Origin of the sequence: Bradyrhizobium sp. URHA0013, assembly GCF_000518345.1 — a bacterium.
Taxonomy (GTDB): Bacteria; Pseudomonadota; Alphaproteobacteria; order Rhizobiales; family Xanthobacteraceae; genus Bradyrhizobium.
Genome location: NZ_JADK01000003.1, coordinates 181,946 through 195,477, shown reverse-complemented (window position 1 = coordinate 195,477; position 13,532 = coordinate 181,946). Strand labels below are relative to the sequence as shown.

The window sequence follows — 13,532 nt, the reverse complement described above, 5'->3', positions numbered from 1 at the left end:
GATTCCCGCGACGACGCACCGCAGCGACGTTTGATGCTTGCCAAATCTCGGGGACGGGCAGAGCATCGGCGTTTGCCGACCCAATCATGGGCCGAGCTCCACACCAAGGAGGCGGCGAATGGGACAAGACGTCAGAAGTCCCCGAGGTCCACGGTGCATCGCGCTGGTGGGCCCTTTCCAAAGCGGTAAAACCACACTTCTCGAAGCGATCATGGCACGAACCGGCGCAATCCCTCGCGCCGGCAGCGTCGATGCCGGAACCTCCGTCGGCGACGCCACGCCAGAGGCCCGTCATCACAAGATGACCGTCGGGTTGACTGCCGTCACCACGAGTTTCATGGGCGACAGCTACACCTTCCTCGATTGTCCCGGTTCCGTCGAATTTGCCCACGACATGCGCGCCGCGCTGCCCGCGGTCGATGCCGCAATCGTGGTCTGCGAAGCCGACGAGAAGAAGCTGCCGCAGCTTCAGATCATCCTGCGCGAGCTGGAGGAGCTGAAGATCCCGCGTTTCCTGTTCCTCAACAAGATCGACCGCGCCAACAAGCGCATCCGCGAGACGCTCGAGATGCTCCAGCCCGCCTCTCGCGTGCCGCTTGTGCTGCGCCAGATCCCGATCTGGAAGGACGAGCTGATCGAGGGCTTCGTCGATCTCGCGCTGGAGCGCGCGTTCATTTACCGCGAGCACAAGGCCTCCGAAGTGGTCGCGCTTCAAGGCGGTGATCTCGATCGCGAGAAGGAGGCCCGCTTCTCGATGCTGGAGAAGCTCGCCGATCACGACGATGCGCTGATGGAGCAGCTGCTCGAGGACATTCCGCCACCGCGCGATGCCGTGTTCGACGATCTCGCCCGCGAACTGCGCGACGGGCTGATCTGCCCCGTGCTGCTCGGCGCCGCCGCACGCGAAAACGGCGTGCTGCGTTTGATGAAAGCGTTGCGCCACGAGGCGCCCGGTATCGCGGAGACCGCAAAACGTCTCGGCGTTCCCGAGACCAGGGACGCCCTCGGCTTCGTCTTCAAGACGCTGCACTCGCAGCACGGTGGAAAGCTGTCGCTGACACGGATGCTCGCTGGCCATCTCGACGACGGTGCCACCCTGCAATCCTCCTCCGGCGGAGCCAGCCGCATCTCCGGCATCCTCGCCGTCACCGGAGCCTACGACACCAAGCGTGCCGCGGCGGAAGCCGGCGACACGGTGGCGCTCGCCAAGCTCGACCCGATCAAGACCGGCGACACGGTCTCGAACGGCAAGACCCAGCCGGCAGCGCTCGCCGCCAGCGAACCCACTCCGCCGGTGCTCGCGATCTCGGTTGCGGCCACCGACCGCAAGGACGACGTCAAGCTCGGCCAGGCGCTGATGCGGCTGCACGAGGAGGATCCCTCGCTCGTCTTCGTGATGAACGCGCAAACCCACGACACCGTGCTGTGGGGGCAGGGCGAGATGCATCTGCGCGTCGCGAGCGAGCGGCTGCGCGACCGTTTCGGCGTCAAGGTCGCCTCGCATCCGCCCGCGATCGGCTATCAGGAAACCATCCGCAAGCCGATCGTCCAGCGCGGTCGCCACAAGAAGCAGTCCGGCGGCCATGGCCAGTTCGGCGATGTCGTGCTCGACATCAGGCCGCTGCCGCGCGGTGAGGGCTTCAGGTTCGCCGAGAAGGTGGTCGGCGGTGCGGTGCCCCGCAACTATATCGGCGCGGTGGAAGAGGGCGTCGTCGACGGGCTTGCGCGTGGCCCGCTCGGTTTCCCGGTCACCGATTTGCAGGTGACGCTGACCGACGGCTCCTATCACAGCGTCGATTCCTCCGACCTCGCCTTTCGCACGGCGGCGCGGGTCGGGCTCAATGAAGGCCTGCCGCAATGCCAGTCGGTGCTGCTGGAGCCGATCCACGTGGTCGAGATCGTCTGCCCGACCGACGCCACCGCCAAGATCAACGCGATCCTGTCGGCGCGTCGCGGCCAGATCCTCGGCTTCGACACCCGCGACGGCTGGAGCGGATGGGACTGCGTCCGCGCCATGATGCCGGAAGCCGAGATCGGCGAGTTGATCGTCGAGCTGCGCTCGGCCACGGCAGGCGCCGGCAGCTTCACCCGCCAGTTCGACCACATGGCCGAAGTCACGGGGCGCGCCGCCGACCAGATCATCGCTGCGCATCAGCACGCGGCGTGAGCTGCCTCTCGCAGTGAGGCACGTACTGCTCTCGCCCTCTCTCCGTTCGTACGGGGAGAGGGCGATGCGGAGCACGTGGCGGCGAGGGCCCTCTTGCGTTCGGCTCAATTTGATGTATTTTACATCATTGTGCATGCTCCAGACATCATTTATAATCGTTAATACGTGAGGCCAAGGTGATCACGTCGTTCCAGATGCGGGCAGCGCGCGCGCTGCTCGGCATTGACCAGAGGGCCTTGGCGGAGCTTGCAGGCGTATCGCTGCCGACCATTCAGCGGATGGAGGCGAGCACCGGCAACGTCCGTGGCGTGGTCGAGACCTTGATGAAGGTGGTCGAAGCCTTTGATCGGGCCGGCGTCGAGCTGATCGGCGAACAGGCGCGCAGCGAAGGCGGCGGACGTGGCGTTCGGCTCAAGGAGCCGGGGCCGCCGCGTCGGGTGGGGGCGTGATCCCGCAAATGATCATGCTCGGAAGCAGTCTTAACTAACGCACCGTCGCGCCCCGATACGCGGCCGCACGATGCATCGGAGCGTCGTGGGCAGCGGAGCATTTTGCTGAAATGAGCATCACAGGCGAACACGCAGGCAAGCTGCACCAGCTTCGTCGGCCGACCTTCACCGAACTCTATCTGCCAAAGCTCGTCACCGTATGGCGCGAGGGCTACGGCTGGTCGGATTTCCGCGCCGATGTGTTTGCGGGCCTCACAGTTGCGATCGTCGCGCTGCCGCTGTCGATGGCGATAGCGATCGCCTCCGGTGTGACGCCGGACCGCGGACTTTACACCGCTGTTGTCGGCGGCTTCATTGCCTCACTGCTCGGCGGCAGCCGGTTCCAGATCGGCGGTCCTGCCGGCGCCTTCATTGTGCTGGTTGCGGCGACCGCCGACCGTCACGGGGTCGACGGCGTGATCCTGGCGACGCTGATGGCGGGCCTGTTCCTGATCGCTGCGGGCTTCCTGCGGATCGGCACCTATATCAAGTTCATTCCGTATCCGGTGACGGTCGGCTTCACCGCCGGCATCGCCGTCATCATCTTCGCCAGCCAGCTGCGCGATCTCGGCGGGATCACGCTCCTCGCGAAGGAGCCGAGCGAGTTCGTTCCGAAACTGGTCGCGCTTGCCGGCGGCCTGCACACCGTCAATCCGTCGGCCGTCGCGGTCGCGATCGTCAGCATTGCCATCATCGCCGGACTGCGACGTTGGCTGCCGTCCTGGCCGGGCATCCTGATCGCGGTCGTGCTCGCGGCGGTCGCATGTGCCGTGCTGTCGCTGCCGGTCGAGACCGTCGGCTCGCGCTTCGGCGGCATTCCGCGCGAACTGCCCTCGCCGGCCTTGCCTGCGTTCTCGCTCGCAAAGGCGACCGCCGTGCTGCCGGATGCGATCTCCTTCGCGCTGCTCGCCGCCATCGAATCGCTGCTGTCGGCGGTGGTGGCCGACGGCATGACCGGTCGCCGTCACCGCTCCAATTGCGAGCTGGTGGCGCAAGGCGCTGCCAATGTCGGCGCGGCGCTGTTCGGCGGCATCTGTGTCACGGGGCTGATCGCGCGTACCGCGACCAACATCCGCGCCGGCGCGCGGGGGCCGCTCGCGGGCATGCTGCATTCGGTCTTTCTGCTGCTGTTCATGCTGATCGCAGCGCCGCTCGCGAGCTACATCCCGCTGGCCGCGCTCGCCGCCGTGCTCGTCGTGGTGGCTTGGACCATGGCGGAGAAGCACGAATTCGCGACGCTCCTTCGCTCGTCATGGGGCGATGCCGTGGTGCTGCTCGCAACCTTCCTGCTCACCATCTTCCGCGATCTGACCGAAGGGATTCTGGTCGGCTTCGCGCTCGGTGCGGTGCTGTTCATCCATCGTATGGCGGAAATGACCGGCATCGAGGAACGTTCGCCGATGGTGGCCGCCGATCGTCCCGACGACGAAAATGGCGAGCGCGTGCCTTACGACCCCGCGCTCGCGGTCGATCGCGACGTGCTGGTCTATCGCATCACCGGCGCGTTCTTCTTCGGCGCGGCCTCGGCGATCGGCAGCGTGCTCGACGGCATCGCCGACAAGCGCAAGGGATTCGTGGTCGATTTCGCCGCGGTGCCGTTTTTGGATTCGACCGCGGCCAACGTGCTCGGCCGCGTCGCCGCCAAGGCCCACCGCCAGGGCATCCGGCTGTTCATCACGGGGGCGTCGCCTGCGGTGCGCCGCGCGCTGCTCACCCATGGCGTCACGCCGCCACGCGCCCGCTATCGCGAGACCATCGCGCGTGCGGTCGCCGACATCAAGGGTGGCGCGGCGCAGCCCGCGGCCGGTGAGGCGGGCACGACCTGACGTCGAGCCTCTCCCGAGACGGCCCGCGCGCTTGACAGGGCTTGCGGGACGCGAAATGGATCGCCTCCGAAACGACCCCAGGGGAGGACGACCGTGACCAAGGCTCCCGCAGCCTGTCTGATCGGATGGCCGGCCGCGCATTCGCGCTCGCCGCTGATCCATCGTTACTGGCTGCGCACGCTCGATATCGAGGGCGGCTATGTCATCGAGGCGGTTCCACCCGATAATCTGCGCGACTTCGTGCTGCGGCTGTCGCTGCGCGGCTTCGTCGGCGCCAACGTCACCATCCCGCACAAGGAGGGCGTGCTTGAGCTCTCGACGCCCGATGCCCGCGCGCGGGCGGTCGGTGCGGCCAACACGCTGTGGTTTGCGGACGGCGAGCTGCACTCGACCAACACCGACGTCGAGGGCTTTATCAGCAATCTCGATGCCAGCGCGCCCGGCTGGGACGCAGCCGAAGAGGCGCTGGTGCTGGGCGCCGGCGGTTCCTCGCGCGCCATCGTGTTCGGGTTGCTCGAACGCGGCATCAGCTGCGTCCATCTCGCCAATCGCACCATCGCCCGGGCCGAGATGCTTGCAAGGCAGTTCGGGCCGAACGTGCATCCTGTTGCGTGGGACAGCATCCACGACGTTCTGCCGCGTGCAAACCTTCTCGTGAACACGACCTCGCTCGGCATGGACGGCCAGCCTTCACTCGACCTTGACGTGGCGCGGCTGGCGGATGGCGCCGTGGTCGCCGATCTCGTCTATGTCCCGCTGGTGACGCCGCTGCTCGCGGCCGCACAGGCGCGCGGGCTGAAAACCGCCGACGGGCTCGGCATGCTGCTGCATCAGGCGATCCGCGGCTTCGAGCTGTGGTTCGGCCAGCGGCCGCAGGTCACGGCCGAGCTGCGCGCGCTGGTCGAGGCCGATCTCACAAAGACTTGAGAGAATAGCGCGTAACCTCCGGAGTTCTATGTCCGTAAGGGCGATAGGGACAATCGGAGACCATCATGTCTGTTCAACGTGCAACTTTCACACGTCCGCTCATCGCCGTCGCGATGGTGGCCGTCTCGACCATTTCGGCACTTGCGCAAAGGGCGCCGGTGCCGACGCGCGTGCGCGGCACGATCGAAAGCGTCAATGGTGACACGATGCAGGTCAAGGCGCGCAGCGGCGAGGACGTCAAGCTGCACATCGCCTCCGACGTGAACGTGTCGGGCATTACCAGGATTTCACTTGGCGACATCAAGCCCGGCTCCTTCGTCGGCGCCACCACCGTGCCGGGACCGGACGGCGGCGCGAACGCGGTCGAGGTCCACGTGTTTCCGGAGAGCATGCGCGGCACCGGCGAGGGCTCGCGACCCTATGACCTCAAGCCCAACTCCAGCATGACCAATGCGACCGTGTCGGAGAGCGTCGTCGGCAATGACGGCCATACGCTGCTGGTCAAGTACAAGGACGGCGAGAAGAAGGTGTTCGTCGCCGACAATACGCCGGTGGTGACCTTCGTGCCCGGCGACAAATCCGATCTGAAGGCCGGCGCCAAGGTGATCGCCTTCATGAAGCAGCTGCCGGACGGCTCGTTCGAAACCAACCGCGTCAGCGTCGGCCGCGACGGCCTGACGCCGCCGATGTAAATGGAGAATAACAACATGTCGAAGAGAAGCTGGATATCACGCGTTGGCGTGGCCGCATTCGCCGCCTGCATCGTCACGTCATCCGCCCTGGCGCAGCAGACGCCGACGGTCCGCATCCGCGGCACCATCGAGAGCGTCGACGGCAACACGCTCGGAATCAAGACCCGCGAAGGCAGCGACGTGAAGGTGCGCATGACCGACAACGTCGCCGTCTTCGCGGTGGTGAAGACGTCGTTGTCGGAGATCAAGGACGGCTCCTATATCGGCGTCACCGGAATGCCCGAGCCCGACGGCACCCAGAAGGCGATCGCGGTGCACATCTTCCCTGAAAACCAGCGCGGCGCGGCCGAAGGTTTTCGTCCCTGGGATGCGCGCGCCAACTCGACCATGACCAACGCCACCGTGGCGCAGACGGTGAAGGGCACCGACGGCCAGAACATCACGGTCAAGTACAAGGACGGCGAGAAGAAAGTCGTGGTGCCCCCGGACACGCCGATCGTCACCTTCGTGGCCAGCGACAAATCCGAGCTCAAGCCCGGCGCCAAGCTGATCATTTTCGGTGCGGTGAAGAAGGACGATGGTTCGCTGGAAGCCAACCGGGTCAACGTCGGCCGCGACGGAGTGACGCCGCCGATGTAAGGGTGCTGCTGCGGCGACATCTTCAGTGTCGTCCCGGCGAAGGCCGGGACCCATACCGCGTGATCTATCGTTGGGCGCAGGTCTCAGTACCGCGCGAAGGTTGAATAACTACCAATCTTCGCCAAACTACTCGCTGTGGCTATGGGTCCCGGCCTTCGCCGGGACGACGGCTGAGTTTGAAGCGGTTGCTTTTTGCCACATCACTGCGGTTCACATCGCAATGATATGTTCGTCGATCTCGTCGATCCTGTTGACGCCGCACAGGCCCATGGTGGTGAGCAGCTCCTTCTGGATGATGTCGATCGCCTTGGCGACGCCGGCCTGGCCGCCGGCGCCAAGGCCATAGGCGTAGGCGCGGCCGATCATGCAGGACTTTGCACCGAGCGCGAGCGCGCGCATCACGTCCTGGCCGGAACGAATGCCGCCGTCGAACATGATCTCCATCCTGTCACCGACCGCCTCGGCGATCTCGGGCAGCACCTCGATCGATGACGGCGCGCCGTCGAGCTGACGGCCGCCGTGGTTCGATACGACGAGCGCCTGCGCGCCGGTCTTGGCGGCCTCCTCGGCGTCCTCGACGTCCAGAATGCCCTTGATGATCAGCTTGCCCGGCCAGATGCTGCGGACCCACTCGACGTCCTTCCAGTTCAGGGACGTATCGAATTGCGACGCCGTCCACTCCGCGAGGCGATTGAGGTCCCCGGTGTTCTTCACATGGCCGGCGATGTTACCGAAGGTGCGGCGCTTGCCTTGCAGCACGCCGGAGACCCAGGCGGGCTTGCTGGCGAAATCCAATAGCTTCGAGAGCGACCATTCGGGCGGGACCGTCATGCCGTTCTTGATGTCCTGGTGGCGCTGGCCGATCACCTGGAGATCGACGGTCAGCACTAGCGCGGAGCATTTCGCCGCGATCGCGCGCTGGATCAATTCCTTGATGAAGCCGCGGTCCTTCATCACGTAGAGCTGGAACCAGAACGGCTTCTCGACACTGGCCGCGATGTCCTCGATCGAGCAGATCGACATCGTCGACTGCGTGAACGGGATACCGGCGGCTTGCGCGGCGCGGCAGGCATGGATCTCGCCGTCGCCATGCTGCATGCCGAGCAGGCCCACCGGCGCGAGCATCAGCGGCATGGTCGAGGGCTCGCCGAGGATCGTGGTGGCGGTATCGCGTTTGGAGACGTCGACCAGGATACGCTGGCGGAACTTGATCGCCTGCATGTCATCGCGGTTGGCGCGCAGCGTTTCCTCGGCGTAGGAGCCGCGGTCGCAATAATCGAAGAACGCCTTCGGCACGCGGCGCTGATGCAGTGTGCGAAGATCGTCGATACAGGTGATGTGCTTCATGAACGTTTCCCCGGCCCGTCTTGTATCGGAAGAGTCTGCATCGGAAGTAGCGGATGAGTCTTGCATCGGAAGATCGAGGGGTCATCTAGCATGGTTGGATGCACAGCCAAATCGTTTGCAAATCCTTTGTGGAGAGGAGGGCGCCATGACCAGGCCGCACACCGGACCGACGCCGGAGGAGATCAAGGAGAAGCATGATCTCGAGGAAGCGCTGGAGGAAGGTCTGGAAGAGACCTTTCCGGGCTCCGATCCCGTCAATGTCACCCAGCCGGCGCCGAGCCGCGGGGACGGCCATGTGAAGCGCTCGGACTAGGCGCGAGTTCCGCCCTGTTCCGGCGTCCTCGCTGGAAATATAATGTTAACAAGACGTTATCAGCGTCGGGGCCTGCCCGGTTCCGTAATGATTCATCATATTTTTTGAAGCCAAGTTAGCCGCGATGGCTTTATAAGACCTCAGCAAATCAGGGATGCGGGTCCCGCCAGGGCACTCGCAGGTTGTATTGGGGATCCCTGGTTGTCGCGTGGGGGACGATATGAGCCGCAAATATTTCGGGACGGACGGGATCCGGGGCCGCGCCAACGGACTGATCACGCCGGAGCTCGCGCTCAAGGTCGGCCAGGCCGCAGGCCTGGCGTTTCAGCGCGGTGACCACCGCCACAGGGTCGTGATCGGCAAGGATACCCGCCTGTCCGGCTACATGATCGAATACGCCATGGTGGCGGGCTTCACCTCGGTCGGCATGGACGTGCTGCTGGTCGGCCCGATGCCGACGCCGGCGGTCGCGATGCTGACCAAGTCGATGCGCGCCGATCTCGGCGTGATGATCTCCGCCTCGCACAACCTGTTCGAGGACAACGGCATCAAGCTGTTCGGCCCGCAGGGCTTCAAGCTCTCCGACGACGTCGAGAAGCAGATCGAGCAGCTGCTCGACGAGCCCATCGACAAGCGTCTCGCCCAGAGCGCCAGTCTCGGCCGCGCCCGCCGCATCGACGGCGTGCATGACCGCTACATCGAATTCGCCAAGCGCACGCTGCCGCGCGATCTGTCGCTCGACGGCTTGCGCGTCGTGGTCGATTGCGCCAATGGCGCCGCCTACAAGGTGGTGCCGGAAGCGCTGTGGGAGCTGGGCGCCGACGTGATTCCGATCGGGGTCGAGCCCGACGGCTTCAACATCAACAAGGAATGCGGCTCCACCTCGCCGGAAGCGCTGTCGAAGAAGGTCCGCGAGATGCGCGCCGACATCGGCATCGCGCTTGACGGTGACGCCGATCGCGTCATCCTGGTCGACGAGCGCGGTCACATCGTCGACGGCGACCAGCTGCTCGCGGTGATCGCGCAGAGCTGGAAGGAAGACGGCCGGCTGTCGCGATCGGGCATCGTCGCCACCGTAATGTCGAACCTCGGGCTCGAGCGCTTCCTCAATGCGCAGGGGCTCGATCTCGTGCGCACGCCGGTCGGCGATCGCTACGTGCTCGAGCAGATGCTGAACGGCGGCTATAATCTCGGCGGCGAGCAGTCCGGCCACATCATCCTGTCCGACTACGCCACCACGGGCGACGGCTTCGTTGCCGCGTTGCAGGTGCTTGCCGTGGTGCAGAAGCTGCGCCGCCCGGTGTCGGAAGTCTGCCACCGCTTCGATCCGCTGCCGCAGATTCTGAAGAACGTTCGTCACAAGGGCGGCAAGCCGCTCGACAATTCCGACGTCAAATCGGCGATCTCCGACGGCGAGCAGCGGCTCAACGGCCACGGCCGCCTGCTGATCCGCTCCTCCGGCACCGAGCCGGTGATCCGCGTCATGGGCGAGGGCGAGGATCGCATCCTGGTCGAGGACGTCGTCGATACCATCGTCTCGGCGCTCGGGCAGGCCGCGGCGTAAGCTCTTCCTCGACCACAGTATCGTAGGGTGGGCAAAGCGAAGCGTGCCCACCGCTTCTGTTGCGCTGTCGGGCGATGGTGGGCACGGCGCAAGTGCGCCTTTGCCCACCCTACGATTCCGGACTCGCGGAGAGGGTAAGAGATGCATCGCAGCCATTTGCGATTGGCGGTGGTTCCACCACTCCCTGCATCGTAATGAGCTTGTCGCGGCAATCTGCCGCGCCCGCCGGGATGCTCCAGTGAACAAGCCTGTCGTCGTCTCAGAGGAAGCGCTGACCGAACCCGTCATCGTCAGCGACGTGGCACAAGCAGCCAAGGCCGCAGGGCCGGCCTATGTCGTGCTGGCCGGCATCAGCTTCTCGCACTTCCTCAACGACACCATGCAGTCGCTGATCGCCTCGGTGTATCCGATCCTGAAGGACACCTACGCGCTCGACTTCGCGCAGATCGGCATGATCACGCTGGCCTTCCAGTTCACGGCCTCGCTGCTCCAGCCGGTGGTCGGCCACTACACCGACAAGAAGGCGCAGCCTTATTCGCTGTCGATCGGCATGGCCTCGACCTTCTTTGGTCTTTTGCTGCTCAGTGCCGCCCACCAATATCTCGTCATCCTCGTCGCCGCCGCGCTGGTCGGTCTCGGCTCGGCGGTGTTTCATCCGGAGTCGGCGCGCATCGCGCGGCTGGCCTCCGGCGGCCGCTACGGTTTTGCGCAGTCGGTGTTCCAGCTCGGCGGCAGTTTTGGCACCTCGATGGGACCGGTGCTGGCCGCGCTCATCGTCGTGCCGTTCGGGCAGGGCAGCATCGCCTGGTTCTCCTCGATCGCCTTCCTCGCGATCCTCATCCTCTGGCGCATCGGCCGCTGGTACGAACCGCAGATCAAGGCGAAGAAGACCGCGGTGGCTCAAGCCCATCCCGACGCGCCGAGCTCGCGTCGCGTCGTCGTTGCGCTCCTCGTGCTGGTCGCGCTGCTGTTCTCGAAACAGCTCTACGTCTCGAGCCTGTCGAGCTACTACATCTTCTATCTGATCGACCGGTTCGGCGTGTCGACGCAAGCCGCGCAGATGTATCTCTTCATTTTCCTCGCGGCGAATGCGGTCGGGGCTTTTCTCGGTGGTCCCCTGGGCGATCGCTTCGGCCGCAAGATCGTGATCTGGATCTCGATCCTGGGAGCGCTGCCGTTCACGCTGGCGCTGCCCTATGCCGGGCTCTATGCGAGCGCGGTGCTGTCCGTGATCATCGGCCTGATCATCTCCTCGACGACGTCGTCGATCATCGTGTTCGCGCAGGAGCTGGTTCCGCATCGCTTCGGCATGATCTCCGGCGTGTTCTTCGGTGTCGCGTTCGGCATCGGCGGCTTGGGCGCCGCCGTGCTGGGCAAGCTTGCCGACCACACCTCGATCGCGTTCGTCTACCAGGTCTGCGCCTATCTGCCGGCGATCGGCCTGCTTGCGGTGTTCCTGCCCAAGCTACCGCGGCACGCGCGTTAACATATCCTGTCTTGCTGCAGCGCGGCTTCATACATCGTTAGGACATGCGGCGACGGCGTCGCATTTGCGCTGCATTTTTGCAACGCTCGCCCCGCATGCGCGTGAACGGTTAGAAAAAATCAAGCTTAAAAATTAGGGTTAAGTGGCGCTTAAACATTTGCTGGCATCGTCCGGGCCGTGAGTTTCCAGAACGTGAGGCGCCGTATTGCCTCACCGGCCAAAAGGACGAAGCCAATGCGTAGCGTTAAGTCTCTCCTTGCCGCGGGTGCGGCAACCCTGATCTCCTCGATGGCGTTCGCCGCCGACATGCCGATCGCGGCGCCCCCTCCGATGTACGCGCCCCCGGCTCCGCCCGCCGACTTCGGCGGCTGGTATCTGCGCGGCGACGTCGGCATGACCAACCAGCGCGCCAAGAGCATCGAGGGCGCCGTAGCGCCTGGGTTTACGAAGACGACGGAGGGACTCGGCTTCGATTCGGCGACGCTGTTCGATCTCGGCGTCGGCTACCGCTTCAACAACTGGTTCCGTGGCGACGTGATCGGCCAGTACCGGGGCAGGGCCAATCTGCACGGCAGCGACAACGTCATTGGACCCGGCTTCGTCGGCGTCAACAATTACAGCGGCAGCAAATCCGAGTGGGTCGTCATGGCGAATGCCTATGTCGATCTCGGCACCTGGTGGTGCATCACCCCGTTCATCGGCGCCGGTGTCGGCGGCTCCTACAACAAGATCAGCGGCTTCCGCGACGACGGCGTGTCGTACAGCCCAGGGCTCAACAACAGCGTCGCTTACTTCGCCGACAACGGAAAGTGGAACCTCGCCTGGGCCGCCCACGCCGGTCTCGCCTACAAGGTCAATCCCGGGTTCACCGTCGAACTGGCCTACAGCTACATGAACCTCGGCGACGCGGCGCCCGGCAACTATCGCTTGTTCGACAACAGCGCCTCGGGTCCGTCAACGATCAAGATCAAGGAGCTCACCTCGCACGACGTCAAGCTCGGCGTGCGCTGGGATCTCAACAGCCCGCCGGCCTACATGCCGCCGCTCGTCACCAAGGGCTGATCGACAGCCTCATCGCTTAGGACTTCTTAACGGCGCGGGATCATCCCGCGCCGTTTCGCTTTGCGTATTTTTCATGGCGAGCGGCGACGAAAGGCTGCGACGCAACCATTGGTTAAGGTTAACGAGCCATGATCAGGGCTGAAAGATCGAGTTCGATGGAGCGTTCGATGCGTAGGCTTTTGTTGGCGGCGGCGATGTTGGGGACGGTCTCTGCGGCGCATGCGGCCGATCTTTCCGATCTTCCCATCCTGCGCGGTGGCTTCACCGACGGCTTGAGCAAGTCCAACGTCAACTGGCAGGGCAGCTATATCGGCGCCCAGGGCGGCTATGGCTCGTCGGACGAGAACTTCAACGGCTCGACCCGCAACATGATGGCGGCGTTGCTGGCCGATACCTTGATCGAAAGTTCGATGGGTGTATCGCAGTGGAACCTCGGACTTGGCAAGGCTTCGCAGCGTACCAGCGGCTACGGCGCTTTCGTCGGCTACAATGGCCAGTGGGACGATGTCGTACTCGGCCTTGAATTCAGCTACCTGCACGGCAAGTTTGGTGGAACGGCGTCAGCGTCGGAGCGGCGCGTGAGCCCCGTCGCCCTGTCCGACGGCAATTTTCACGACGTCACGGCGATCTCCACGTCATCGATCAACATCAGCGACATGGCGACATTCCGCGGCCGCGCAGCTTACGCCTGGGGATGCTTTCTGCCCTACATGTTCGCGGGTCTCGCACTTGGGAATGCCGACATCATCCGCACGGTCAGTGCGCAGGACCGCATCAGCGCGACCCAACTCGGCACCTATACTCCACTCGCGCTGCTGAGCTCGACGGATGCCCAGCATAACCATTTGATCTACGGCTACACCGCCGGTCTTGGCGTCGACGTCAATCTGGTTGGTGGCCTGTTCTTCCGCGGTGAATACGAATACATCCGCTTCAGCTCGGCGGTCGACACCAGCATCAACACCGTTCGCGCCGGTCTCGGCTACAAGTTCTGACGCGCCGGCGCGCGGCGCCGATTGAC

Annotated in this window: 12 protein-coding genes; 11 read left to right on the top strand and 1 reads right to left on the bottom strand. The window is 64.6% G+C overall.

Going from position 1 to position 13,532, the window contains the following annotated elements; genetic code table 11:
* Positions 1 to 118 precede the first annotated feature (118 nt).
* The 6 genes from N551_RS0100930 (at position 119) to N551_RS0100905 (ending at position 6,739) form a co-directional block, all read left to right on the top strand.
* A complete protein-coding gene (locus N551_RS0100930) occupies positions 119 to 2,167 on the top strand; it encodes an elongation factor G (RefSeq protein WP_027565350.1) in 2,049 nt (682 codons plus the stop codon).
* A 176-nt stretch (positions 2,168 to 2,343) separates the two neighbouring features.
* Positions 2,344 to 2,616 carry a helix-turn-helix domain-containing protein gene (locus N551_RS0100925; protein ID WP_007614761.1) on the top strand — a complete coding sequence of 91 codons (273 nt, stop codon included), beginning with the start codon at positions 2,344 to 2,346 and terminating at the stop codon, positions 2,614 to 2,616.
* A 110-nt stretch (positions 2,617 to 2,726) separates the two neighbouring features.
* Positions 2,727 to 4,481: a SulP family inorganic anion transporter gene (locus N551_RS0100920; RefSeq protein ID WP_027565349.1), complete on the top strand. Its 1,755-nt coding sequence runs from the start codon at positions 2,727 to 2,729 to the stop codon at positions 4,479 to 4,481.
* Positions 4,482 to 4,574: 93 nt separating this feature from the next.
* The gene (locus tag N551_RS0100915; protein WP_027565348.1) at positions 4,575 to 5,408 is read left to right on the top strand and encodes a shikimate dehydrogenase; all 834 of its coding nucleotides are present in this window, start codon (positions 4,575 to 4,577) and stop codon (positions 5,406 to 5,408) included.
* Between the two features lie 65 nt (positions 5,409 to 5,473).
* A complete protein-coding gene (locus N551_RS0100910; protein WP_027565347.1) occupies positions 5,474 to 6,100 on the top strand; it encodes a hypothetical protein in 627 nt (208 codons plus the stop codon).
* Between the two features lie 15 nt (positions 6,101 to 6,115).
* The gene (locus N551_RS0100905; RefSeq protein ID WP_027565346.1) at positions 6,116 to 6,739 is read left to right on the top strand and encodes a hypothetical protein; all 624 of its coding nucleotides are present in this window, start codon (positions 6,116 to 6,118) and stop codon (positions 6,737 to 6,739) included.
* A 210-nt stretch (positions 6,740 to 6,949) separates the two neighbouring features.
* Here the strand turns inward: N551_RS0100905 and N551_RS0100900 are convergent, their stop codons facing one another.
* The gene (locus tag N551_RS0100900) at positions 6,950 to 8,086 is read right to left on the bottom strand and encodes an alpha-hydroxy acid oxidase (protein ID WP_027565345.1); all 1,137 of its coding nucleotides are present in this window, start codon (positions 8,084 to 8,086) and stop codon (positions 6,950 to 6,952) included.
* Between the two features lie 145 nt (positions 8,087 to 8,231).
* On the opposite strand from N551_RS0100900, the gene N551_RS38585 reads away from it, so the two are divergent.
* The 5 genes from N551_RS38585 to N551_RS0100875 all read left to right on the top strand — a co-directional run bounded on the left by N551_RS38585 (position 8,232) and on the right by N551_RS0100875 (position 13,506).
* Positions 8,232 to 8,399 carry a hypothetical protein gene (locus N551_RS38585; RefSeq protein ID WP_007596725.1) on the top strand — a complete coding sequence of 56 codons (168 nt, stop codon included), beginning with the start codon at positions 8,232 to 8,234 and terminating at the stop codon, positions 8,397 to 8,399.
* A 220-nt stretch (positions 8,400 to 8,619) separates the two neighbouring features.
* Positions 8,620 to 9,963 (top strand): phosphoglucosamine mutase, encoded by a 1,344-nt coding sequence (glmM, locus tag N551_RS0100890; protein ID WP_027565344.1) that lies wholly within the window; start codon positions 8,620 to 8,622, stop codon positions 9,961 to 9,963.
* 238 nt (positions 9,964 to 10,201) lie between these two features.
* A complete protein-coding gene (locus N551_RS0100885; RefSeq protein WP_027565343.1) occupies positions 10,202 to 11,449 on the top strand; it encodes an MFS transporter in 1,248 nt (415 codons plus the stop codon).
* A gap of 234 nt (positions 11,450 to 11,683) precedes the next feature.
* Positions 11,684 to 12,511 (top strand): outer membrane protein, encoded by an 828-nt coding sequence (locus N551_RS0100880; protein WP_027565342.1) that lies wholly within the window; start codon positions 11,684 to 11,686, stop codon positions 12,509 to 12,511.
* A gap of 167 nt (positions 12,512 to 12,678) precedes the next feature.
* Complete coding sequence (locus tag N551_RS0100875) at positions 12,679 to 13,506, top strand: outer membrane protein (RefSeq protein WP_027565341.1); 828 nt, start codon at positions 12,679 to 12,681, stop codon at positions 13,504 to 13,506.
* The last annotated feature ends 26 nt before the right edge of the window (positions 13,507 to 13,532 follow it).

Excerpts from the sequence above, each read along its gene's own strand:
- N551_RS0100875 (WP_027565341.1), top strand. The coding sequence starts at position 12,679 with ATGCGTAGGCTTTTGTTGGCGGCGGCGATGTTGGGGACGGTCTCTGCG.
- N551_RS38585 (WP_007596725.1), top strand. The coding sequence starts at position 8,232 with ATGACCAGGCCGCACACCGGACCGACGCCGGAGGAGATCAAGGAGAAG.
- N551_RS0100930 (WP_027565350.1), top strand. The coding sequence starts at position 119 with ATGGGACAAGACGTCAGAAGTCCCCGAGGTCCACGGTGCATCGCGCTG.
- N551_RS0100920 (WP_027565349.1), top strand. The coding sequence starts at position 2,727 with ATGAGCATCACAGGCGAACACGCAGGCAAGCTGCACCAGCTTCGTCGG.
- N551_RS0100880 (WP_027565342.1), top strand. The coding sequence starts at position 11,684 with ATGCGTAGCGTTAAGTCTCTCCTTGCCGCGGGTGCGGCAACCCTGATC.
- N551_RS0100910 (WP_027565347.1), top strand. The coding sequence starts at position 5,474 with ATGTCTGTTCAACGTGCAACTTTCACACGTCCGCTCATCGCCGTCGCG.
- N551_RS0100900 (WP_027565345.1), bottom strand. The coding sequence starts at position 8,086 with ATGAAGCACATCACCTGTATCGACGATCTTCGCACACTGCATCAGCGC.
- glmM (WP_027565344.1), top strand. The coding sequence starts at position 8,620 with ATGAGCCGCAAATATTTCGGGACGGACGGGATCCGGGGCCGCGCCAAC.
- N551_RS0100905 (WP_027565346.1), top strand. The coding sequence starts at position 6,116 with ATGTCGAAGAGAAGCTGGATATCACGCGTTGGCGTGGCCGCATTCGCC.